The sequence below is a fragment of the Streptomyces sp. TAA040 genome (genome assembly GCF_000424845.1).
Genome location: NZ_AUKR01000022.1, coordinates 39,173 through 60,266 on the forward strand (window position 1 = coordinate 39,173; position 21,094 = coordinate 60,266).

General features: G+C 73.0%; 21 protein-coding genes. 13 read left to right on the plus strand and 8 right to left on the minus strand.

From position 1 onward, the window contains the following. Positions 1-3: 3 nt before the first annotated feature. Positions 4-903 carry a DUF4429 domain-containing protein gene (locus H300_RS0117730; RefSeq protein ID WP_028428506.1) on the plus strand — a complete coding sequence of 300 codons (900 nt, stop codon included), beginning with the start codon at positions 4-6 and terminating at the stop codon, positions 901-903. Between the two features lie 64 nt (positions 904-967). Here H300_RS0117730 and H300_RS0117735 read toward each other — a convergent pair whose 3' ends face one another. After that, the gene (locus H300_RS0117735) at positions 968-1,489 is read right to left on the minus strand and encodes a MerR family transcriptional regulator (protein ID WP_028428507.1); all 522 of its coding nucleotides are present in this window, start codon (positions 1,487-1,489) and stop codon (positions 968-970) included. Positions 1,490-1,621: 132 nt separating this feature from the next. On the opposite strand from H300_RS0117735, the gene H300_RS0117740 reads away from it, so the two are divergent. Then, a complete protein-coding gene (locus H300_RS0117740; RefSeq protein WP_028428508.1) occupies positions 1,622-2,449 on the plus strand; it encodes a serine hydrolase domain-containing protein in 828 nt (275 codons plus the stop codon). 129 nt (positions 2,450-2,578) lie between these two features. Here the strand turns inward: H300_RS0117740 and H300_RS0117745 are convergent, their stop codons facing one another. Then, positions 2,579-3,250 (minus strand): pirin family protein, encoded by a 672-nt coding sequence (locus H300_RS0117745; protein ID WP_028428509.1) that lies wholly within the window; start codon positions 3,248-3,250, stop codon positions 2,579-2,581. A gap of 141 nt (positions 3,251-3,391) precedes the next feature. Between H300_RS0117745 and H300_RS0117750 the strand changes: the two genes are divergently transcribed. The 5 genes from H300_RS0117750 (at position 3,392) to H300_RS0117770 (ending at position 8,572) form a co-directional block, all read left to right on the plus strand. Further along, positions 3,392-4,597 (plus strand): helix-turn-helix domain-containing protein, encoded by a 1,206-nt coding sequence (locus H300_RS0117750; protein ID WP_028428510.1) that lies wholly within the window; start codon positions 3,392-3,394, stop codon positions 4,595-4,597. A gap of 94 nt (positions 4,598-4,691) precedes the next feature. Beyond that, positions 4,692-5,666: an ACP S-malonyltransferase gene (locus H300_RS0117755; protein ID WP_028428511.1), complete on the plus strand. Its 975-nt coding sequence runs from the start codon at positions 4,692-4,694 to the stop codon at positions 5,664-5,666. Positions 5,667-5,680: 14 nt separating this feature from the next. Next, positions 5,681-6,685, plus strand: a complete 1,005-nt coding sequence (locus H300_RS0117760; protein WP_028428512.1) for a ketoacyl-ACP synthase III — start codon at positions 5,681-5,683, stop codon at positions 6,683-6,685. Between the two features lie 41 nt (positions 6,686-6,726). Beyond that, a complete protein-coding gene (locus H300_RS0117765) occupies positions 6,727-6,975 on the plus strand; it encodes an acyl carrier protein (protein ID WP_028428513.1) in 249 nt (82 codons plus the stop codon). Between the two features lie 331 nt (positions 6,976-7,306). Further along, positions 7,307-8,572: a beta-ketoacyl-[acyl-carrier-protein] synthase family protein gene (locus H300_RS0117770; RefSeq protein WP_028428514.1), complete on the plus strand. Its 1,266-nt coding sequence runs from the start codon at positions 7,307-7,309 to the stop codon at positions 8,570-8,572. Positions 8,573-8,698: 126 nt separating this feature from the next. On the opposite strand, the gene H300_RS0117775 is transcribed toward H300_RS0117770, so the two are convergent. Then, a complete protein-coding gene (locus H300_RS0117775) occupies positions 8,699-9,193 on the minus strand; it encodes a DUF3145 domain-containing protein (RefSeq protein WP_028428515.1) in 495 nt (164 codons plus the stop codon). 313 nt (positions 9,194-9,506) lie between these two features. Between H300_RS0117775 and H300_RS0117780 the strand changes: the two genes are divergently transcribed. The 3 genes from H300_RS0117780 (at position 9,507) to H300_RS0117790 (ending at position 13,187) form a co-directional block, all read left to right on the plus strand. Next, positions 9,507-10,424, plus strand: a complete 918-nt coding sequence (locus H300_RS0117780; RefSeq protein WP_028428516.1) for a GDSL-type esterase/lipase family protein — start codon at positions 9,507-9,509, stop codon at positions 10,422-10,424. Between the two features lie 496 nt (positions 10,425-10,920). Next, positions 10,921-12,087: a mandelate racemase/muconate lactonizing enzyme family protein gene (locus H300_RS0117785; protein ID WP_028428517.1), complete on the plus strand. Its 1,167-nt coding sequence runs from the start codon at positions 10,921-10,923 to the stop codon at positions 12,085-12,087. Positions 12,088-12,131: 44 nt separating this feature from the next. Next, positions 12,132-13,187: an alcohol dehydrogenase catalytic domain-containing protein gene (locus tag H300_RS0117790; protein ID WP_051270162.1), complete on the plus strand. Its 1,056-nt coding sequence runs from the start codon at positions 12,132-12,134 to the stop codon at positions 13,185-13,187. Between the two features lie 366 nt (positions 13,188-13,553). On the opposite strand, the gene H300_RS0117795 is transcribed toward H300_RS0117790, so the two are convergent. Continuing rightward, positions 13,554-14,570: an MDR family NADP-dependent oxidoreductase gene (locus H300_RS0117795; protein ID WP_028428519.1), complete on the minus strand. Its 1,017-nt coding sequence runs from the start codon at positions 14,568-14,570 to the stop codon at positions 13,554-13,556. Positions 14,571-14,656: 86 nt separating this feature from the next. On the opposite strand from H300_RS0117795, the gene H300_RS0117800 reads away from it, so the two are divergent. After that, on the plus strand, positions 14,657-15,124 hold the full coding sequence (locus H300_RS0117800) for a MarR family transcriptional regulator (RefSeq protein WP_037980862.1): 468 nt from the start codon (positions 14,657-14,659) through the stop codon (positions 15,122-15,124). A 95-nt stretch (positions 15,125-15,219) separates the two neighbouring features. Here the strand turns inward: H300_RS0117800 and H300_RS0117805 are convergent, their stop codons facing one another. The 4 genes from H300_RS0117805 to H300_RS27545 form a co-directional block, all read right to left on the minus strand. Next, a complete protein-coding gene (locus tag H300_RS0117805; protein WP_028428521.1) occupies positions 15,220-16,083 on the minus strand; it encodes an SMP-30/gluconolactonase/LRE family protein in 864 nt (287 codons plus the stop codon). After that, the gene (locus H300_RS0117810; RefSeq protein ID WP_078516106.1) at positions 16,080-16,859 is read right to left on the minus strand and encodes an IclR family transcriptional regulator; all 780 of its coding nucleotides are present in this window, start codon (positions 16,857-16,859) and stop codon (positions 16,080-16,082) included. The genes H300_RS0117805 and H300_RS0117810 overlap by 4 nt, the downstream gene beginning before the upstream one ends. Positions 16,860-17,079: 220 nt before the next feature. Next, positions 17,080-18,243 (minus strand): PucR family transcriptional regulator, encoded by a 1,164-nt coding sequence (locus H300_RS0117815; protein WP_051270163.1) that lies wholly within the window; start codon positions 18,241-18,243, stop codon positions 17,080-17,082. Positions 18,244-18,293: 50 nt separating this feature from the next. Next, a complete protein-coding gene (locus H300_RS27545; RefSeq protein WP_037980864.1) occupies positions 18,294-18,539 on the minus strand; it encodes a hypothetical protein in 246 nt (81 codons plus the stop codon). A 221-nt stretch (positions 18,540-18,760) separates the two neighbouring features. On the opposite strand from H300_RS27545, the gene pgfA reads away from it, so the two are divergent. Beyond that, entirely contained in the window at positions 18,761-19,738 is a 978-nt protein-coding gene (gene pgfA, locus H300_RS27550; protein WP_037980866.1) for a cell envelope lipid trafficking protein PgfA, read from the plus strand. Positions 19,739-19,869: 131 nt separating this feature from the next. Next, positions 19,870-21,090: a glycosyltransferase family 4 protein gene (locus H300_RS27555; protein ID WP_037980868.1), complete on the plus strand. Its 1,221-nt coding sequence runs from the start codon at positions 19,870-19,872 to the stop codon at positions 21,088-21,090. Positions 21,091-21,094 lie beyond the last annotated feature (4 nt).

Consider the following 21,094-nt stretch of genomic DNA (forward strand, 5'->3'; position numbering starts at 1 on the left):
CTCATGGGTGACGTACTGGCTGGGATCCACTCCACCTGGGAGTTCGGGACCGACTCCGTGCTCATCCGCTTCGAACGGGGTATCCGCACACCGAAGCTCTTCCATGTGCTCCGCGAGCGGCGTGTCCCGTACGAGGCGCTGAGCAGGATCGACGTGTCGCCGGGTGGCCGGCGCGGCACGGTGGCGCTCCGGGCGGTGCCGCGCTCCGGCGCGGACCCCCTGCTGGAGGTGGCCGGCGGGCAGCTCAAGGAGGCCACCGACCCGTACCGGCTGCTGCTGCCTGCCGAGCGGGTGGAGCAGGCCGAGCGGTGCGCCTCCGCCGTGCGCGAGCGGCTGGGTCCGGAGGCCGCCGAGGCGTCCGACTCGCTGCTGGTGGCGCCTCCGCAGGCACCGCTCCAGTTCAAGGCGTACGACGGCAAGGCGGCCTTCGACGGCGAGGCGGTGACCTTCCGGTGGTTCCGCACCGGCGCCAGCTCGGCGAAGTGGAAGGCGGGGAACCAGAGCTTCCCGATCGAGGAGCTGACCGGTGTGCGGTGGCGCTCTCCGGAGCTGCTGAACGGCCACCTGCGGCTGCTCCGGCTCGCCGACCCACCGGACGGCCCGGCGGAGCCAGCCGACCAGGACCCGGCAGCAGTGGTCTTCGGCCTGGGCTACGGCCTGGTGCACGAGTCCCTGCCGCTGGCAGCCGCCGTGCTGGCCGCGGTACGGGAGACCGACCGGGCGGCGGTCCCCGCGCACGCCTCCGGGGTCTCGGCGCCGGGGCAGCAGGCCGCGGCGGCCCTTCGGGCGGATCCGGCGGACATAGCGGAACGCATCCGCCACCTCGGCGAGCTGAGGGACGCGGGCCTGGTGACGGCCGACGAGTTCGCCGAGAAGAAGTCGGAGCTGCTGGCGGAGCTCTGATCCCTGCGGGCGCGGCCACGGGGGCACGGACCTGCGGCCGCGCCGGGTGAGCACCGGCCGGGGCTCACCCGGCGCGGCCGCCCCCCGGAGCAGCCGCGCCTTCCGCGCTCCGCACATCCGCACGCTGCCGGGCGTCCGCGTAGAGGTCGATTTTGTAGTCGAGCACAGAGAGGGTGCCCCGGAGCTCGTCGATCCGTCGCAGCACGTCCTCGCGGGTCCGGACGAGCAGCTGCTCCCGCTCGACGACGGTCTGCGCACCTTCCCGCACCAGCTCGGCGTAGCGGACCATGTCCGCGACCGGCATACCCGTCAGCCGGAGTTTGCCGACCAGGGCGAGCCAGTCGAGGTCCCGGTTGCTGAAGCGCCGCTGCCCGGTGTGCGACCGGTCGATGTGGGGCATCAGGCCGATGCGCTCGTACCACCGCAGGGTGTAGACGCTCAGGCCGGTGGAAGCGGCGACCTCACTGATCGTGTACCGGTCCTCGCCGTCCGGTCGTCGAAGCACCGCCTGCTCCGCCGCCCCCGTCCCGGCCGGACGGTCGGGGCGGGCGACTGCGGTGCAGGCATGGGGTTCGGTGACAGCCATACCGAAACGCTAAGGGGTTCGAGCGCGCTCCAGGCAAGAGGGCACCTCACGGTGTGTTGGCCGGCCGTCCGGGGCCACGCTCCGGCCCCGGCGCCCACGGGGCGGTACGGCACAACGCTTAGGCTCGGGGTCATGGACAGCCTGCGGAAGATGGACAACTGGCCGGTGCCCGCGGCGGCTGCCGCCGTGGTGCGCGCCGACGGGACCCTGGCCGGCAGCCACGGGCCGGCGGATCGGCGCTTCGCCCTCGCCTCGGTGACCAAACCGCTGGCCGCCTACGCCGTGCTGCTCGCCGTCGAGGAGGGAGCGGTCGAGCTGGACGAACCGGCCGGACCCCCCGGTTCGACGGTCCGCCATCTACTCGCCCACGCCTCCGGGCTGGCTTTCGACGAGCACCGCACGATGTCGGAGCCCGGCAACCGGCGGCTCTACTCCAACGCCGGTTTCGAGGTACTCGGCGACCACCTGAGCAAGGTGACGGACATCCCGTTCGCGGAGTACCTGCGGCAGGCGGTGCTGGAGCCGCTCGGCATGGACTCCACCGAACTGACCGGCTCCCCCGCGAAGAACGGCGTCTCCACCCTGTCCGATCTCACCCGGTTCGCCGCGGAGTTGCAGCACCCCCGCCTGCTCGCCCCGCAGACCCTCGCCGAGGCGACAGCACCGGTGTTCCCCGGGCTGTCGGGTGTCCTGCCCGGCTACGGGCACCAGCAGTCCAACGACTGGGGGCTCGGCCTGGAGATCCGCGACGGCAAGTCCCCGCACTGGACCGGGTCCCGCTCCTCCCCGCGGACCTTCGGCCACTTCGGGCAGGCGGGCACCTTCCTGTGGGTGGATCCCGACGCCGGCGCCGCCTGCGTGGCTCTGGCGGACCGCGCCTTCGGGACCTGGGCCATCGAGGCCTGGCCGCCCTTCACCGACGCCGTGCTGGACGAGCTGCGGGCCTCCGCGCCGGCCTGAGGAGTCGCGGCCGGACGGCGGAGGAAAGCCAGTCGTCCGGCCGCGTATTCCCGGCGCGCGCGACGCGCCGGAGCAGGCACCCCCGGCGCACGCCGTTCCCGGAGCGCCTCCGTGTGCCAGGGGGTGCTCTCAGCCGTAGGAGGGCTCGGCGTGCATCTCCCACATCAGGCACTCGCTGTACCCCGCCGCGGTGGCGTCCGCCGGTTCCGCCCCGATGATCCGCGCCGCGTCGCCCGCGGCGAGTTCCTCGCTGTCGAGCCGCAGCCCGCCGCGGACGAGGTGCACGTATGTCCACGGTGACTGAGGCACCGCGGTCCGCTGCCCGTCGGCCATCCGTCGCACGTGCAGCACCGCGTCGGCCCGGGACAGGGCGTAGGGGGTGCCGTCGGCGATGCCGCGCACCACCTCGTACTCCGGAACGCCGCCGAAGACAGTGGGCACCAGCCACATCTGGAGGAAGCGCAGCGGTTCCGGACCCGCGTTCCGCTCGACGTGCCGGATGCCGCCGCCGGCGCTGAGCCGCTGCACGTCGCCGGGTCGGACGACGCACGTGTGCCCAGCGCTGTCCTGGTGGGTGAGTTCCCCGGAGAGCACCCAGGTGACGATCTCCAGGTCCCGGTGGGCGTGTTCCGTGAAGCCCGCTCCGGGCTCCAGCCGCTCCTCGTTGCAGGCCACCAGCAGGCCGAAACCGGTGTTTCGCGGATCGTAGAAGCCGGAGAACGAGAAGGCGTGCCGCGTCTCGATGCCGGCCCGGGGCTCGCCTCCCCGGTACCTCTCCGCCGCGCGTCGCACCGTGAGCATGGCTGCCACCGTACCCGCGGGCCGGCGGGATCACGTGGGACGCGCGGGGGGGCCGGACACTTCCGCGCCCGGGTCGGACGCCGGAGGGGGAGCGGGTACCCGTGTCGTCCCGAGCGGGTGGAATGAGGCAGGCTTGACCCCGTGCCCGAATTCGCTGAGTCCACCCCGAGCCCCCTGCCGGAACACCCGCATGCCGCCACCCTGCGGCGTCTGGAACAGTTCTCCGGCAAGCTGGCGAACGCCGCGATCAGCCGGATGGACGACCAGTTGTCCTGGTACCGGGCGATGCCTCCGGAGAACCGTTCCTGGATCGGTCTGGTGGCCCAGGCGGGAATCGCGGCGTTCACCGAGTGGTTCCGGCACCCGGAGGCACCGCAGGCGATCAGCACCGACGTGTTCGGCACCGCGCCCCGGGAGCTGACCAGGGCGGTCACGCTCCGGCAGACAGTGGAGATGGTCCGCACCACCATCGAGGTGGTGGAGACGGCCATCGACGAGGTGGCCGCGCCGGGTGACGAGTCCGTGCTCCGCGAGGCCCTGCTGGTGTACGCCAGGGAGATCGCCTTCGCCACCGCGCAGGTGTACGCGCAGGCCGCCGAGGCCCGCGGGGCGTGGGACGCCCGACTGGAATCGCTCGTGGTCAACGCGGTCCTGTCCGGGGAGGCGGACGAAGGCACCGTCTCCCGGGCGGCGGCTCTGGGCTGGAGCGCTCCGGAGCACGTGGCGGTGGTGCTCGGCACCGCGCCGGACGGCGACAGTGAACTCACCGTGGAGGCCATCCGCCGCGCGGCCCGGCACGCCAGGATCCAGGTACTGACCGGGGTGCTGGGCACCCGGCTCGTGGTGGTGGCCGGCGGGTCCGACGATCCGCTGAAGACCGCCCGGTCACTGATCGGACCGTTCGCGACCGGGCCCGTGGTGGCCGGTCCGGTCGTCGGCGACCTGCTGTCGGCCACCGGTTCGGCCAAGGCCGCCGCGGCAGGGCTGCGAGCGTGCGACGCCTGGCCGGACGCCCCGCGGCCGGTGCTCGCGGACGACGTCCTGCCGGAGCGCGCGATCGCCGGGGACCCGGCCGCTCGGGACCTCTTGGTGGAGGAGATCTACAGGCCGTTGGAATCGGCGGGCTCCGCGCTGCTGGAGACACTCAGCGTGTACCTGGAACAGGCCAGTAGTCTGGAAGGCGCGGCGAGGATGCTGTTCGTGCACCCCAACACCGTCCGCTACCGGCTGCGACGTGTGACCGACGTCACCGGCTGGTCGCCCTCCGACGTGCGTTCGGCTTTCACCCTCCGCATCGCCCTGATCCTGGGACGACTCAGGGCGGGCGAGGAGCGAGTCCGCGTCTGACGGACGTCTTTGTCGAGGCCCCACAATTCCCCCGACCGTTCTTCGTCCCGGTCCCCACCGGCGGGGACCCGCGCCCACAAGAGAGAGTGGGAGAGTGCTCGTACTCGTCGCTCCAGGCCAAGGCGCTCAGTCGCCCGGCTTCCTGGCTCCCTGGCTCGAACTCCCCGGTGCAGCGGACCGCCTCGCGGCATGGTCCGAGGTCGCCGGGCTTGACCTTGCCCACTACGGCACCGAGGCCGACGCGGACGCGATCCGCGACACCGCGGTGGCCCAGCCGCTGCTGGTCGCGGCCGGCATGCTCGCCACGCACGCGCTGCTCGACGGCTCCGAGCCCGGCGACACGGCGGCCCCCGGGACCCTGGCCCAAGCCGCAGCCGCCGCGGGGGTGGCGGTGGTCGGCGGACACAGCGTCGGAGAGATCACCGCAGCGGCGACCGCCGGTGTGCTGAGCCCCGAGGACGCCATGAAGGTCGTCCGCAAGCGGGGAGAGGCCATGGCGGAGGCGGCGGCCGTCACCACCACCGGCATGTCGGCGGTGCTCGGCGGCGACTCCGAGACCGTGCTGGCCCATCTGGAGAAGCTCGAACTAACCCCCGCCAACGTCAACGGTGCCGGACAGATCGTGGCCGCCGGCACCGCCGAGCAGCTCGCGGCGCTCGCCGCGGACAAGCCGGCCGGCGCCCGGGTGATCCCCCTCAAGGTCGCGGGGGCGTTCCACACCCGCCACATGGCGCCGGCGGTCGACGCGCTGACCGAGGCGGTGCAGCAGGTCCGGGTCAGCGACCCGGGGCTGCCGATCGTCTCCAACAAGGACGGCGGGGTCGTCCCGGACGGCACCGGCTTCCTGTCGCGACTGGTCGGGCAGGTGGCCAACCCGGTGCGCTGGGACCTGTGCATGGAGACCTTCCGGGACCGCGGCGCCACGGCGTTGATCGAGGTGTGCCCGGGGGGTGCCCTCACCGGCCTGGCCAAGCGCGCCATGCCGGGAGTGAGAGCTCTCGCGCTGAAGAGCCCCGCGAACCTCGACGCGGCCCGCGCGCTGATCGCCGAACACGGCACTGCCGAATAGGAGCCCCGAAGTCCATGACCTCGAGAATCAAGCCCCCGCAGGGCGCCCCGTACGCGCGCCTCCTCGGTGTGGGCGGATACCGGCCCACACGTGTGGTGCCGAACGAGGAGATCCTGAAGCACATCGACTCCTCCGACGAGTGGATCAGGTCCCGCTCCGGGATCGCGACCCGCCACTGGGCCGGACCTGACGAGACCGTCGCCGAGATGACGCTGGCCGCGGCCGGCAAGGCCATCGCGGACGCCGGACTGGCCCCGGAGCAGGTGGACGCGGTGATCATCTCCACCGTCTCCCACCTGAAGCAGACGCCGTCCATCGCGACCGAGATCGCGCACCGGCTGGGCACCGACCGGGCGGCGGCGTTCGACGTGTCCGCCGCCTGCGCCGGATTCGGCTACGGGCTGACAATCGCCAAGGGACTGATCGTCGACGGCAGCGCCCGCTATGCGCTGGTGGTCGGTGTGGAGCGCCTCTCCGACCTGACGGACCTGGAGGACCGCTCCACCGCCTTCCTGTTCGGCGACGGCGCCGGCGCCGTCGTGATCGGCCCCTCGGACGAGCCGGCCATCGGCCCCAGCATCTGGGGCTCGGAGGGCGACAAGGCCGACGCCATCAGCCAGACGGTCTCGTGGGAGGAGTACCGCCACGGCCGTCCGGAGAAGTTCCCCGCGCTGCGCCAGGAGGGCCAGACGGTCTTCCGGTGGGCCGTGTACGAGATGGCCAAGGTCGCCGCCCAGGCGCTGGAGGCCGCGGGCGTGGCTCCGGAGGACCTGGACGTCTTCATTCCGCACCAGGCGAACATGCGGATCATCGACTCGATGGTGAAGACTCTCAAACTGCCGGAGCACGTGACCGTCGCCCGTGACGTGGAGACGACCGGCAACACCTCGGCCGCCTCCATCCCACTGGCGATGGAGCGGCTGCTGGCAACCGGCCGGGCGAAGAGCGGCGACACCGCTCTCGTCATCGGCTTCGGGGCGGGTCTCGTGTACGCCGCGACGGTCGTTACTCTCCCCTAGTCCGCTCATCCCCAACGAAACACAGCAGAAGGAGCGCCAACATGGCCGCTACGCAGGAAGAGATCGTCACCGGTCTCGCCGAGATCGTCAACGAGATCGCCGGTATCCCGACCGAGGACGTCCAGCCGGAGAAGTCCTTCACCGACGACCTGGACGTCGACTCGCTGTCGATGGTCGAGGTCGTGGTGGCCGCCGAGGAGCGCTTCGGCGTGAAGATCCCGGACGACGACGTCAAGGGCCTCAAGACCGTCGGTGACGCCACCGAGTACATTCTCAAGCACCAGGGCTGATCCCGTGCGGCTGCGGGGCGGCACCGGACGTCCCGCACCGCCCGGCCCCGGTTCGGGGCAGGCGGCCCGCGCACACCGGGTACGGCACCTCTGCCGCAGAGGGACCGCGTCCGGCACCGCGGGGAGCGCCGGGCCACTGCCCCGCAGGGACCTGGTCCCTCCCGGCGACGACTGCGTGTCGCAGCACGTTTCCCACGATGTCCGACTGCTCCGGAACATCCTGTCGTGCCCGGACGTTCCACGACTGCCGCATTCTTCGTACCGTCGCAGCAGGTAGCTGCGCACAGCCAACTGCTCAGGGAAGGCCAGCCCTTCCCGGCAAGGAGTTCAGGTGACCGCGAACGACCGAACCGTGGTCGTCACCGGTATCGGCGCCACGACGCCGCTTGGTGGCGACAGCGCATCGACCTGGGAGGCGCTCACCGCCGGACGCTCCGGCGCCGCGCGGCTCACCGAGGAGTGGGCGGCGGAGCTGCCGGTCCGGATCGCCGCGCGAGTGGCGGTCGAGCCGTCGGAGATGCTCCCGCGGCCGCAGCTCCGCAAGCTGGACCGCTCGGCCCAGTTCGCGCTGATCGCCGGCCGCGAGGCCTGGAACGACGCCGGGTTCGAGGGCCGTGCCGGCGAGGACGCTGCGGAAGTCGATCCCACCCGCCTCGGGACGGTGATCGCCTCCGGGATCGGCGGGGTCACCACGTTGCTCGACCAGTACGACATCCTCCTTGAGAAGGGGGCCCGCCGCGTCTCGCCGCACACCGTGCCGATGCTGATGCCCAACAGCCCGTCGGCGAACGTCGGCCTGGAGGTCAACGCACAGGCCGGGGTGCACACCCCGGTGAGCGCCTGCGCGTCCGGCGCCGAGGCGGTGGGCTACGGCGTCGAGATGATCCGCACGGGCCGCGCCGACGTGGTCGTCTGCGGCGGCACCGAGGCGGCGATCCACCCGCTGCCCATCTCGGCCTTCGCCAACATGATGGCGATGTCCAAGAACAACGAGGACCCGCAGGGCGCCTCCCGCCCGTACGACACCGGCCGGAGCGGTTTCGTCCTCGGTGAGGGCGCAGGCGTGGTGGTCCTGGAGTCGGCAGAGCACGCCGAACGGCGCGGCGCCCGCGTGTACTGCGAGGTGCTCGGGCAGGGCCTGTCCGCGGACGCGCACCACATCGCGCAGCCGGAACCGACCGGGCGCGGGATCGCCGCCGCCCTCCAGAACCTGCTGGACCGCACTGACCTCAAGCCCGAGCAGGTCGTGCACCTCAACGCGCACGCCACCTCGACCCCGCAGGGCGACATCGCCGAGATCAAGGCGCTGCGGCAGGTACTGGGCGAGGACCTGGAGCACGTGGCGGTGTCCGCGACGAAGTCCATGACCGGCCACCTGCTCGGCGGAGCGGGCGGTATCGAGACGGTCGCGACAGTCCAGGCGCTCCAGTTCCGGACGGCCCCGCCGACGATCAACGTGGTGGACCTCGACCCCGAGGTCGACGCCGACATCGTGCGCGACACCTCCCGGGCCCTGCCCGAGGGGACCATCGCGGCACTCAACAACTCCTTCGGCTTCGGCGGCCACAACGTGGTGCTGGCCTTCCGGAGCGTCTGAGCAGCGCCGCGCCCCGCACGGGCCCTTCCTTCCCCGGTCGTACCCGGGGAAGGAAGGGCCCGTGCCGTATCCGTGCGGCGAGGGCCGGCGCGGGTCGACTGGTCGAAGGGTCGGCGTCGTGGCTGGTCAGACCACCTGGTGGAGCCACCGGACGGGGGCACCCTCGCCGGCGTGGCGAAACGGCTCCAGTTCGTCGTCCCACGGCTTGCCCAGCAGCTGGGCGACCTCCGCAGCGAGCTCGCTCTCGCCCGCCGCTGCCCTGACCATCGCGGCCCTCAGCCGGTCCTCCGGGATCAGGATGTCGCCGTGCATGCCGATGACGGCGTGGAAGATGCCCAACTCTGGGGTGGCGCTGTAGCGCTCGCCCTCGACACCGGTGGAGGGCTCCGCCGTGACCTCGAATCGCAGCAGGTGCCAGCCGCGCAGGGCCGAGGCGAGTTTCGAGGCGCAGCTCGGTTCACCCTGCCAGGAGAACTCCGCGCGCCAGGCGCCGGGAGCGGCGGGCTGTCTGATCCAGTCGAGTCCGGCGCGGTCGCCGAGCACGCCCGCGACCGCCCACTCGACATGCGGGCACAGCGCGCGCGGCGCGGAGTGCACGTACAGGACACCTCGTGTCGTCACCGGGACCTCCACTGCGGTTCGAGGGTCGCCTTCCCCAGCGGCCTCGAATCCCTACCGGTCGGTGCGCCGGTCAGCGCCTGACATTGTGCCCCATCAGCCGCTCCCTCACCAGCTTCCGGGTCACCAACAGTAAACACCATCGGCGAGAATTCTTCGCAAAAGGGACGGCCGGTGACCCGTGGTGAAATGACGCTCGCTCAGCGGCTCCGACCGCTCCGCACGGGAGGCGCGTTACGCGTCCGGACGGCGTGTCGCGGTACCGTCGGCGTCAGGGGGAGCCGGTCCGATCCAGTCGAGGAACAGGGGAAGCTGAGTGGTGGTCAGGAGAACGGGCCCGCACGGCCGCGCAAGGGCCGCCGCGGCCGCCCTGTCGTTCGTGCTTCTCGCCGGTACGGCGGCGTGCAGCGGCGGGGAGGACGGCGGCACACCGCAGGAACCGGCACCCCGCAGCAGCACAGGCAGCCCTCCCGCCTCCTCCCCCGGCACGCCCGGCACGGTATGGGGAGGTGCGCCGGAGACGATCGCCGCGCTCGGGGACTCGATCACCACCGGCTTCGACACCTGCGCGCTGCTCGTCGACTGCCCGGAGGCCTCCTGGTCGACCGGTTCCGAGGACGGCATCGGCAGCCTGGCACAGCGGCTGCTGCCCGAGCCGGAGGGCCGCACCTGGAACCACGCCGTCGCCGGGGCCGTGATGGCCGATCTGCCGGGGCAGGTGGAGAAGGCGGTCGCGAACGGACCCGACCTGGTGACGGTGCTGATCGGCGCCAACGACGCCTGCGCTCCGACGGTCGCCCGGATGACGCCGGTCGCGGAGTTCCGGGAGGACTTCGCCTCGGCGCTGGCGAGCCTGCGCGCCGGGTCGCCCGACTCCCGCGTCTACGTGGCGAGCGTGCCCGATTTGCTGCGGCTGTGGTCGGAGGGGCTCAAGAACGAGCAGGCCGCCCAGGTCTGGGAGTTCGGAGTCTGCCAGTCGATGCTCAGCGAGCCGGACGCCGTGGACGCGGCCGCCGGGGAGCGCAGGGCGCAGGTCGACACCCGGGTCCAGGAGTACAACACCGCGCTGGGCGAGGTCTGCGCCGAGGACGAGCTGTGCCGGTACGACGGCGGCGACGTGCACGAGTACCGCTTCACCGGGGACGAGCTCAGCGCGTACGACTGGTTCCACCCGAGCAGGAGCGGTCAGCGGATCCTGGCGAGGCTGGCCCACGAGAACCTGACCGGAGGCTGAGGGAAGGGCGACGGTGTAGAGCGGGACGACCTTCCGGCCCGGACGGAAGCCGGTGTCCCGCAGCCGCACATGCGCCCGGTGCCCCCTCGTCCTCCGCCGCCCACGTCGACGGAGAGGTAGCTCCACTCGGTGTGGCCGAGTCCGTGACCGAGGGAGATGGCCGGGACGGCACCGCCCGCTTCCCCCGGCGCAGCCGACGAACACCCCTCCTCGTGGTGCGGCTCACCCCCCGGCGGGTGTTCCTTTCGGCGGTACGGTCGCACCCGGCCGGACACCGGAGGCCTCAGGGCTCCTCCCCCGCGTGCCGGATGGTCGAACCGCCGCGTCGGCGGGCGCCCCGCCGCTGGTGCGCGACACGTTCAGCGAGTACGTGCGCGGCCATTGACGCGCAGTGCGGCACCTCATTACGTTCGATCCACTATTTCGAACGGTTGACGAAATTTCGAACAGCGCGCCGCCGTGCGCGCCGGCACACCGAGCGAGGGGTCCCACTGCCGTGCGCATCACCCACCTCACCACCCATGTCGTCGGAACTCCCTGGCGCAACCTGACGTACGTCCGGGTGCACACCGACGAGGGTCTCGTCGGTGTCGGGGAGACCCGGATGCTCGGGTGCACCGACGCCGCCCTCCTCGGCTACCTCAAGGAAGCCGGGACCAACCACGTAGCGGGGTCCGACCCGTTCGCCGTCGAGGCCCCGGTCCGCCGGATGAAGTACGGCGACTACGGGCGCGCCGGGGAGTTCGTGATGCCCGGCATCGCCTGCGTGGAGACGGCGTGCTGGGACATCAGGGGCCAGGCGCTCGGGGCGCCGGTCTGGGAGCTGCTCGTCGGGCGGGTGAACGACCGGGACAAGGCCTACGCCAACGGCTGGTACACCGTGGAGCGCACCCCGGAGGAATTCCCCCGGGCCGCCCGCGGGGTGGTCGAGCGCGGTTACCGGACGCTGAAGCTGGACCCGTTCGGCGCGGGCCGGTTCGAGCTGGACCACCCCGAGACGCTGGGCGCGGTCGCCCTGGTGGAGGCGGTGCGGGACCCGATCGGGCCGGAGGCGGAGCTACTGGTCGCGATGCACAGCCGGTTCGGCCCGTCGACGGCGGTGCGACTGGCCGGCGAGCTGGCGCCGTTCCGGCCGGCCTGGCTGGAGGAGCCGGTGCCGCCGGAGAACCCCAAGGCGCTGGCCAAGGTCGCGGACAGGGTGGACCTGCCGATCGCCATCGGGGAGCGGATTCACGACCGCGCGGAGTTTCGGGAGCTGTTCGAGTCGCAGGCCGCCGACATCACCCCGCCGGACGTGGGCCACCTGGACGGCCTCTGGGAGACCCGTAAACGGGCCGCCACCGCGGAGACCCACTACGTGAAGGTGGCCTCGCACAATGTGGGCGGGCCGGTGCTCACCGCGGCGAGCCTCCATCTGGGGGCCTGCACCCCCAACCTCAAGATCCTCGAACACTCCAACGACTTCGCCGACGCCGGCATCCGCTCGGTGGTCAAGGGTGCACCCGAGGTCGTGGACGGCTGGTTCCCCTCCTCGCTCTCCCCCGGGCTCGGTGTCGAGCTGGACACCGACGCGGCGGCGGAGTTCCCGCAGCAGCAGGCCCGGTTCGACCCGTGGGCCGAGGGCTGGGAGAAGCGAAACCGCCAGGCGGGGACGGCGGCGTGAGCGCCGCGGGCGGGGGCGTCGCGACGTCCGCCGGCGGCGCCGCCGTGAGCCGTGCGGACGGGGACGACCGCGGCAGCAGGGCGGACGGAAGCGTCCGCGCGGTGGTCGTGGACCGGCCGGGCAGCCACCGGCTGGTGACGGGACCGGCCGCCGACCCGGGGCCCGGGGAGGCCCGGATCGCGGTGGCCGCCGCGGGCGTCTGCGCCAGTGACCGCGAGATCTGGGAGGGCACCAGAGCCCCCGGTTACGTCCGGTACCCGATCACCCCCGGCCACGAGTGGTCCGGCACCGTCGAGGCGGTCGGCGAGGGGGTCGGTGAGGACCTGCTCGGGCGCCGGGTGGTGGGCGAGGGGTTCCGCGCCTGTCTGTGCTGCGCGCGCTGCCGGGAGGGGACGCCGAACCTGTGCGAGGCCGGCTACCGGGAGACCGGGTTCACCGAGCCGGGTGCCTTCGCCGAGGTGCTGACCGTCCCCGCGCGGCTGCTGCACGTGCTGGCCGACGGCGCGGACCCGGCCGCCGCGGCGCTGCTGGAGCCCGCCGCCGTGGTGGCCGCGGCACTGCTCGCAGCCCCGCCCCGGGCCGCCGACCGGGTCGCGGTGATCGGCGCGGGCACCCTCGGGCTGCTCGCCGTGCAGTTGCTGGCGGCGGCCTCTCCGGCCGAGCTCGCCGTCGTCGACCCCCGGGTGGGCCGGGCGGAACTGGCCCTCGGCATGGGGGCGTCGGCCGCCCTGCGGCCGGCCGACGCGGTGGCCGAGCGCGGGCGGTTCGACCTGGTGGTGGAGACCGCCGGCGCGCCGGGCACGGCACGCGACGCCTGCCTCCTGGCGCGGCGCGGCGGGCAGGTCGTGCTGACCGGCATGTTCCAGGAGGGGGCCGAGGGCATCGATCCGGTGGCGCTCTCCGTCGGCCAGTTGACCATCCGTTCGGTCTTCGGTGCCTCGCCCGCGGCCTGGGCCCACGCGGTACGGGCCTTCGGCGCGGGGCTGCTCGACCCGGCCCCGCTGATCACCCACGAGCTCCCGCTGAGCGGTTTCGCGGAGGCGGTCGCGCTGGTCGGCAACGGTTCCGCCGAGGTGGGGAAGGTGCTGCTGAGGCCGTGACCCCGGCGGCGGCCCCGCCGACCCGTCGCCCCCACGCCCGTACCCCTCCCGCCCCGGGCCCCGTGCCGTCCCGGACCGCTCCCACCATCCCGCGCCGCCGCGTATTTGCCTCGGCCTTGGCCCACTCGTCCGCCGTGGTCAGCGCGGCGATCCGCTCACGCGACTGAAAGGTCGGACAGATGGCGCTCGAGAGCGAGCAGGTAGGACACGTCGGTGGTGAAATGGTCGCACCCGACGCGCCGGAATCTGACCGGGCACTCACCCCCACCGGCCTGGACGTGGGAGGGCTCCTCACATCCCCCCTGACAGTCTCGTTTGAGACGCCCGACGCGTCCCGCGAGGGGCGCGTCGGACGGGGCGTGCTGCTCACTCGCCGAGGTTGACGACCATCTTCCCGGTGTTCTCACCGCGCAGCATGCCGAGGAAGGCGTCGACAGCGTTCTCGACACCGGCGACCTCCGTCTCGTGGTACCTCAGCTCGCCCGAGCGGATCCAGGCCGCGGTCTCCCGGACGAACTCCGGCCGCACGGAGTCGTGATCGGCGACCAGCATGCCCTGGATGCGCAGCCGCTTGCCGATGAGGAGGGCGAGGTTGCGCGGGGCCGGGGTCGGCTCGGTGGCGTTGTACTGCGAGATCATGCCGCAGACGGCGATCCGGCCGTGCAGGTTGAGCCGGCCGATCGCCGCCTCCAGGTGGTCGCCGCCGACGTTGTCGAAGTAGACGTCGATGCCGTCCGGGGCCGCCTCCTTCAGCTGCTCGGCCACCGGGCCGTCCTTGTAGTTGAAGGCCGCGTCGAAGCCCAGCTCCTCGGTGAGCAGGGCGACCTTCTCGTCGGAACCGGCGCTGCCGATGACCCGGGAGGCTCCCTTGAGCCGGGCGATCTGTCCGACCTGACTGCCGACCGCTCCCGCCGCGCCGGAGACGAACACCGCGTCGCCCGGTCGGAGGGAGGCGACCTCCAGCAGTCCGGCGTAGGCGGTCAGCCCTGGCATGCCCAGGACGCCGAGGTAGGTGCTGAGCGGCGCCTCGTCCGCGGAGACCCGCTGGACCCGGTCGGCGTCCGCGGTCGCGTGAGTGCGCCAGCCGAGGCCGTGCAGTACGTGGTCGCCGGGGGCGAAGCCCTCGGCCTCGGAAGCGAGCACCTCGCCGACGGCGGCGCCGTCCATCGGGTGGTCCAGCCGGAACGGGGGAGCGTAGGACTTGACGTCGTTCATCCGGCCGCGCATGTACGGGTCCACGGACATGTACAGGTTCCGGACCAGGATCTGCCCGGCCCGCGGGGCCGTGACCGGTACCTCGCGCAGCGCGAAGTCCGCGGGGCGGGGCCAGCCGTCCGGACGCGCCACGAGGTGCCATTCACGGCCGGTGGTGGGCAGGGTCATCGGACTACCTCCAGATGGTTAAGGTGATGAAACAATACTGCATCTGCATATTTCACGTTGTCAAACAAGTGGGTATCGTGTCGGGCATGACACCGCGCAGGAACCCGCCCGATCCGCTGACCCGGGAGGTCGTCACGCTGATCGGCGCGGTGGTGAGCCGCTACCACGAGGAGTACGACGAGGCGGCGGCCGCGTACTCCCTCACCGGCGCACAGGCCCGGGTGCTCGCCCTGCTGGCCCACGGGCCCACACCGATGCGCAGGATCGCCGACCGGCTCAAGTGCGAACCCTCCAACGTGACCGGCATCGTGGACCGGTTGGCGGCCCGCGGCCTGGCGGAGCGGCGGGCGGATCCGGCCGACCGCCGGGTGAAGTTGGCGGCCGCGACCGAGGAGGGCGCACGGACGGCGGCCCTGCTGCGGGAGTCCCTCGGCGATTTCGCCGGGGAGCCGCTGGGCCGGCTCTCCGTACCGGAGCGCACCTCGCTGCGCGACCTGCTGCAGCAGATGCTCGACGCCCCCCGCCGCGGAGAACGCGCCGACGGCAGCCGCTGAGCGGGCCCGGACCACCGGGGGCCGCTCAGCAGCTGCCGTCGGCCGGGGTCCGCTGAGCCGTTCCGTCCGCCGGAGGGCTCAGCCGTCCCGTCCACTCAGCCCGCGAAAGGCAGCTGCGGGAGTCCCTGGCCGGCGTCCGGCAGGACGAGCACCGATCCGGCGAGCGGCTGCCGCGCCGGATCGGTACCGATCCGGGCGGTGGTGAGGTAGAGGTCGCGCAGGCCGGGACCGCCGAAAGTACAGGCCGTCACCCGGTCGGCGGGCACGCGCACCGTCCGGTCCAGTCGGCCGTCCGGCGTGTAGCGCCGCACGGCGCCGCCGTCCCACAGCGCGACCCAGACGCAGCCGTCCGCGTCCACCGCGATGCCGTCCGGGCAGCCGGCGCCCGACTCGACCGCGGCCACCGGCCGGCGGCCGGCGACCTCCTGTCCGCGCACGTCGAAGACGTCGATCCGGCCGGTGGGAGTGTCGACGTAGTACATCAGCGAGCCGTCCGGGCTCCAGCCGATGCCGTTGCTCACCGACACACCGGTCAGCACGGTGCGCGTGGTGCCGTCGGGTGCTGTACGGGTCAGATTCCCGCCGCCGTCCCGCGCGTCGTAGCGCATGGTGCCCGCCCACAGCGAACCGTCCGGGGCGACGCCCGCGTCGTTCCCGCGCCGCCCGGACACCGGGTCGCGGTGCAGCCAGCGGAGGGGGCCGCCCGGACGCTGCACGGCGACGCCGTCGCGCAGGTTGAGCACCAGCCCGCCGTCAGCGGTCGGCTTGGCGGCGCCGACGTGCTGCTCGGTGGTGCGCACGGTGCGGCGGCCGGACCCGGGGTGCCAGCCGTGCACACGGGAGCCGAGGACGTCCACCCAGAGCAGCCGCTCGCGCGCGGTGTCCCAGGTGGGCCCCTCGCCGAGGGCCGCTTCGGCCCGGACCGCGACGTCGAGCCGCCGTGCGGCCCGGGCGCTCACGCCGCGCTCCGGTGACCGAGCCGGGCCGACAGGTCGCCGGCACCCTCGACCGCCAGGGACTCCAGCTCCGCCCGGCGGCGGTCGTCCCAGCGGATCGTCGGCACGGAGACGGACATCGCCGCCACCACCTCGCCCGCCGCGTCGCGGACCGGCGCGGCGACACAGCTCACGTCGGGATCGGACTCGCGCTCCTCGACGGCGACTCCCCTCCGCCGCACCTGCTCCAGCGCCTCGCGCAGGGCTTGCACCGAGGTCAGCGACCGCTCGGTGAGCGCCGCCAACGGTGGTCCGCCCGGTTGCGGGAGCCGCGCGTCGAGCGCCTCGGGCGGGAGCGCGGCGAGCAGCATCTTGCCGACCGCGGTGCAGTGCGCGGGCAGCCGCCGCCCGGCGGCGGAGACCATCCGGACCGCGTGGGTGCTGTCCACCTTGGCGATGTAGATGACGTCGGTGTCCTCCAGCACCGCGACGTGGACGGTCTCGCCGCAGCTCTCCGCCACCGCTCGCGCCACCTGGAGGCCCTCCGCCACGAGGTCGAGCTGCTCGGCGTAGCGGCTGCCGAGCTGGTGGGTGCGCACACCCAACCGGTAGCGGCCGGGCTGCTGCGGCACCGGGACGAGGTAGCTGCGGGCGCAGAGCGTGCTGATCAGCTCGTGCACACTGGTGCGCGGCAATCCCAGCCGACGGGTGATCTCCGGCGCGGAGAGCGTGCCGTCGCCCTCCAGGAAGAGCTCCAGAATGTCCAGCGCCCTGGTCACAGCCGGAACGGATCTCCCCATCGCCGGCCCTCCCCTCTCCCGGCGGTCGGCGGAGTGGTGGCCGCACGACGCGCATGTTCGACATCCCGACGACTGACCGGAATAACGGACAAGGTATCCGGCGGTGCTCGTGCCGGGCAATGGGCGGGAGAGGGCCGTGGGCTGCGGGGTTCCCGCCTTCCGGCCGTCCACACCTCCCGCACCGGGGAGGACGGTCGGGCGGGCCCGCCCGACCGTCCGCTCAGTCCAGTTCGCCACGCAGCCGCTTGGCGCGCAGCACCAGCTCCATCGCGAACCGGCGGTCGGGCTCGTCGATGCCGCCGCCCCAGAGCTCGCGGACCTGCCGCAGCCGGTAGCGGACGGTCTGTGGGTGCACGCCGAGCCGCTCCGCCACCTCGGGGGCGCCGCCCCGGGTCTCCAGCCAGGCGAGCAGGGTCGCGGCCAGCCGCCGGGCGTGCGTGGGGCCGCAGTCGTCGAGGGGCGCGAGCAGGTGCCGCTCCAGATCGTCGATCAGTTCGGCGGGCGGCAGCAGCACCAGTGCCTCGGTGTGTTCGGTGCAGTGCAGCAGTCCGCCCGCCGGCAGCAGGCCGCGCTCGATGAGGGTGACGGCGGTCCGGGCCCAGCGCAGCGACTTCGCCGCGTCGACGAGCGGCACCGGGGGGCCGATCGTGCCCGTCCAGCCCACGGTGGCACGGCGCAGCCGCTCCGCCCGCCCGGGCGCGTCCGGGTCGGGCACGATCATCAGGGGCAGTTCCCGCTCCATGTCGAGCAGGACGTCGGAGCCCACCGCGGGCGGTACCGACTCGCGCGCGGGGCGGACGAGCACAGCGACCGCCACCGTTTCGGGCAGCGCCCATCCGATCCGGGCGGCGCGTTCGGCGAGCGCGGCGGCGTCGATCGGCTGGCCCTCGTGCTCGGGCAGCAGCAGGTCGAGCAGGCGGCGCTGCAAACGCAGCCTCTCCCCCGCCTGCCGGGCCGCGGCCTCGGCGTAGCCGCGCACCGACTCGGCAACCAGACCGTCCAGGTACTGGAACCCCGACTCGGCCAGTTCGTACATCGCCGGAGCCGGGATCTCCGACTGCTGGCCGATCTCCGCCAGCCGCCGCCAGGCCAGCCGCACCCCGAGCCGGTAGATCGCCTGGAGCGAGTCGAGACTGCGGCCCTGGAGCAGTTCGCCCCGGCCGAACTCCTGGAAGACGCGTGGGTGGACGTGCGGACTGCCGAGGCCGGTGGCCAGGTGCTCGACGAAGTGCTCCAGCGCCCGCCGGATGCCGACGAGCGAGAGCGGCTCCCCGGACTCGTCCAGGATGACGGGCAGGCTGGGGTACTGACGGCGGATCTCGCGCAGGATGTCCTCGGCGAGCACCGGGATCTCGTCGCTGGCCCGCTCGGTGAACAGGTGCATCCGCACAGCCGGTACGTCCCGCCAGGCGGAGTTCGCCGTGGTCTGCACCGTCACCCCCCGGCTGCCCGGGTCGTCCCGTCCGTCGGTGCGGGTTCCTCCTCGGGAGCGGTCGGCTCGCCGGACGCGGTGTCCGGCGCGGGGGCCGAGGCGTCCCGGCCGGATTCGGGAAAGTGCACCAGCGGGACGTTCGGCTGCTCCGGCGGGGCGTTCAGCAGCGCAACCGCGCCCATCGCCGCACCCACCGCGAGCAGTGCTGCGGCGATGCAGGTCAAAACAGCTGCGAGGAGTCTGGGCATGTCGCGGCGAACCTCTCTGCGTGGTGGCACGTCACCAGCAGTCGCCCCCGACACCAGTTCGTGTCGCGAGTGTGTAAGGGCATTGACGCGCTGTCAAGGGTTCGCTTACGGTCACCGGCCCAGACGGCGTTACCGGCCGTCTTCACTTCTTGTACGAACGCGCCGCACTCAGCCATGAGCGCGCGGTACCTGTGCACCTCTGCCTTCCGGGAGCTTCCGCCATGCGCCGTTCCGCCTCGCCGTTGTCGCTGATCCTGCTGGGAACGGGGGTCTTTCTGCTGGTCCTGGCACCGCTGCTGACCTGGTACGTCGAGCCGCGCGCCAAGCGCACCCCGATCGACGTGGACCAGACCACGGTGTTCACCGGCCAGGGCCGGTACTTCGACCAGGAGGCCCTGGAGACCAAGGACGACCAGCTCCTGACCATCACCCGGCGGGTGCTGGGGGACGTCGCCGGCAGCGAGAAGGACGACGTGGCGATCTGGGACGTGTCGACGACGATCGACAACCCGGAGACCCTGGAGCTCGCCGACCCCCGCAAGTCGTTCCGGTGGACCACCGAGCGCTGGGTCACCGACCGTGCCACCAACGCACCGGTGCACTGCTGCGGGGAGGCGCCCGCGCGGTTCGCCGGTGACGCCTACCTGAAGTTCCCCTTCGACGTCGAGGAACATGGTTACCGCTGGTGGGACGGCACGCTCGGTGACACCGTGCCGCTCCGCTACCGGGACCGCAGCAGCGTGCTCGGCTACGAGGGGCTGCGCTTCACCGGCCGCGTCGAGCCCACCCGGACGGGCTCGCGGCAGGTACCGGGACGCCTGGTCGGGCTCCCCGAGCGGCCGCAGGTGATGGCCGAGGAGTGGTACGCGAACTCGGGTGTGGAACTGATCGTGGACGAGCGCACCGGGCGCATCCTCAAGGCCGCCATCGGCCCCCGGCTGACGCTGCGCGCGCCCGGTGGCGACAAGGACGAGGTCGTGCTGCTGGAGTCCGAGCGGATCGCCTTCACCGAGAAGACCCAGCGCGGCCAGGTGAAGCTGGCGAAGGCGGACAGCGGGCGCCTGGAACTCGTCGGCGAGACGGTGCCGGCCGCCGGCGGGGTCGCAGGGCTGGTCCTGGCGGCTGCCGGAGGCACGCTGCTCGCCCGCGGCAGGCCCGCGAGGGCCGGTGCTCACTCCGGTGACGAGACTGACCGGTAAGTAACCGCGAGATTGTCATACCGGTGAGTAGCCCGATCGCCGTCCGCGGCGAAAACTGAGCCTCCCGAAACAGCAGCCGCGCCCCCGGCTCCTTTCCTCGCCCCTCGACCCTCAGACGAGTTGGAGCACCGATGCCCCAGCACGTACCACCGCTCGCCGACCGCGGCTCCGCGGCCCCGGTGACCGCGTCCCTCGGAGCCGCGGGGCCAAAGGCCCCGGTTCCCGGGCCGGTCCCCCGGACCGGCGGCCTCCCCTTGCCGGGAGCCGCGCCTCAGCGGATCGTCTTCCTGGCCCGGCGCGACCTGGGCAACCCGGCCGCCGGCGGTTCCGAGCTGCTGATCGACCGGATCGCCGGCGGGCTCACGGAGCACGGCCACCGGGTCAGCCTGCTGTGCGGCGGTCCGGCCGTCCCGCGGGACTACCGGGTGGTCTCCGCCGGAGGGGACGCCGGCCACTTCCTCCGGGCCAAGCGGACCCTCGACCGCCGGATCGGCACCTGCGACCTGCTGGTCGAGGTCTGCAACGGGATGCCCTACCTGGCGCCGCTCTGGCACCGCGGCCCGACGCTGTGCCTGGTCAACCACGTCCACACCGACCTGTGGGGGATGCGCTACCCGGCGCCCGCCGCACGGCTCGGGCGCCGACTGGAGCACTGGGCCCTCGCCGGCATCCACCGCGGCAACCTGATGGTGGCCGTCTCCGGCTCGACCGCCGCGGCGCTGCGCGGGCTCGGCGTGCCCGACGAGCGGATCCGGATCGTGCACAACGGCGTGGAGGAACCCGGCCCGCTTTTGCCGAAATCCCCCGAGCCGCTCTTCCTCGCGATGGGCCGGCTCGTCGAGTACAAGCGCATCGACCTGCTGCTGCGGCTGTGGGAGCGGGTCCGCCCGGTCACCGGGGGCCGGTTGGTGATCGTCGGTGACGGCCCCGAACGCGGGCGGCTGGAGGCGGCGGCCGGCCCCGGTGCGACCTTCGCCGGGCACGTGAGCGAGGCGGAGAAGCACCGGCTGCTCTGCGCGTCCTGGCTGCTGCTGCACCCCTCGATGGTCGAGGGGTGGGGGCTGGTGGTCATGGAGGCGGCCGCCCGCGGCACCCCCGCAGTCGGCTTCGACATCCCGGGGCTGCGCGACTCCGTGGAGGACGGCAGCACGGGTCTGCTGGCCCGCGGCGAGAGCTCGTTCGCCTCGGCCTGGTGCACCCTCGCCCTGTCCCACGGCCGCCGCGCGGCGATGGGCCGGGCGGCCCGCGACCGGGCGGACCGGTTCCGCTGGTCGCAGACGGTGGACGGCTTCCGCGCGGTCGCCGCCGAATCCTTCGCGGCGACGACCCGCGATCCGATCAGACGGGGATGAAGTG

Bases quoted from the DNA above. Each gene is read 5' to 3' on its own strand.
- H300_RS0117730 (WP_028428506.1), top strand. From the start codon at position 4: ATGGGTGACGTACTGGCTGGGATCCACTCCACCTGGGAGTTCGGGACC.
- H300_RS0117735 (WP_028428507.1), bottom strand. From the start codon at position 1,489: ATGGCTGTCACCGAACCCCATGCCTGCACCGCAGTCGCCCGCCCCGAC.
- H300_RS0117740 (WP_028428508.1), top strand. From the start codon at position 1,622: ATGGACAGCCTGCGGAAGATGGACAACTGGCCGGTGCCCGCGGCGGCT.
- H300_RS0117745 (WP_028428509.1), bottom strand. From the start codon at position 3,250: ATGCTCACGGTGCGACGCGCGGCGGAGAGGTACCGGGGAGGCGAGCCC.
- H300_RS0117760 (WP_028428512.1), top strand. From the start codon at position 5,681: ATGACCTCGAGAATCAAGCCCCCGCAGGGCGCCCCGTACGCGCGCCTC.
- H300_RS0117765 (WP_028428513.1), top strand. From the start codon at position 6,727: ATGGCCGCTACGCAGGAAGAGATCGTCACCGGTCTCGCCGAGATCGTC.
- H300_RS0117795 (WP_028428519.1), bottom strand. From the start codon at position 14,570: ATGACCCTGCCCACCACCGGCCGTGAATGGCACCTCGTGGCGCGTCCG.
- H300_RS0117800 (WP_037980862.1), top strand. From the start codon at position 14,657: ATGACACCGCGCAGGAACCCGCCCGATCCGCTGACCCGGGAGGTCGTC.
- H300_RS0117810 (WP_078516106.1), bottom strand. From the start codon at position 16,859: ATGGGGAGATCCGTTCCGGCTGTGACCAGGGCGCTGGACATTCTGGAG.
- H300_RS0117815 (WP_051270163.1), bottom strand. From the start codon at position 18,243: ATGCACCTGTTCACCGAGCGGGCCAGCGACGAGATCCCGGTGCTCGCC.
- H300_RS27545 (WP_037980864.1), bottom strand. From the start codon at position 18,539: ATGCCCAGACTCCTCGCAGCTGTTTTGACCTGCATCGCCGCAGCACTG.
- pgfA (WP_037980866.1), top strand. From the start codon at position 18,761: ATGCGCCGTTCCGCCTCGCCGTTGTCGCTGATCCTGCTGGGAACGGGG.
- H300_RS27555 (WP_037980868.1), top strand. From the start codon at position 19,870: ATGCCCCAGCACGTACCACCGCTCGCCGACCGCGGCTCCGCGGCCCCG.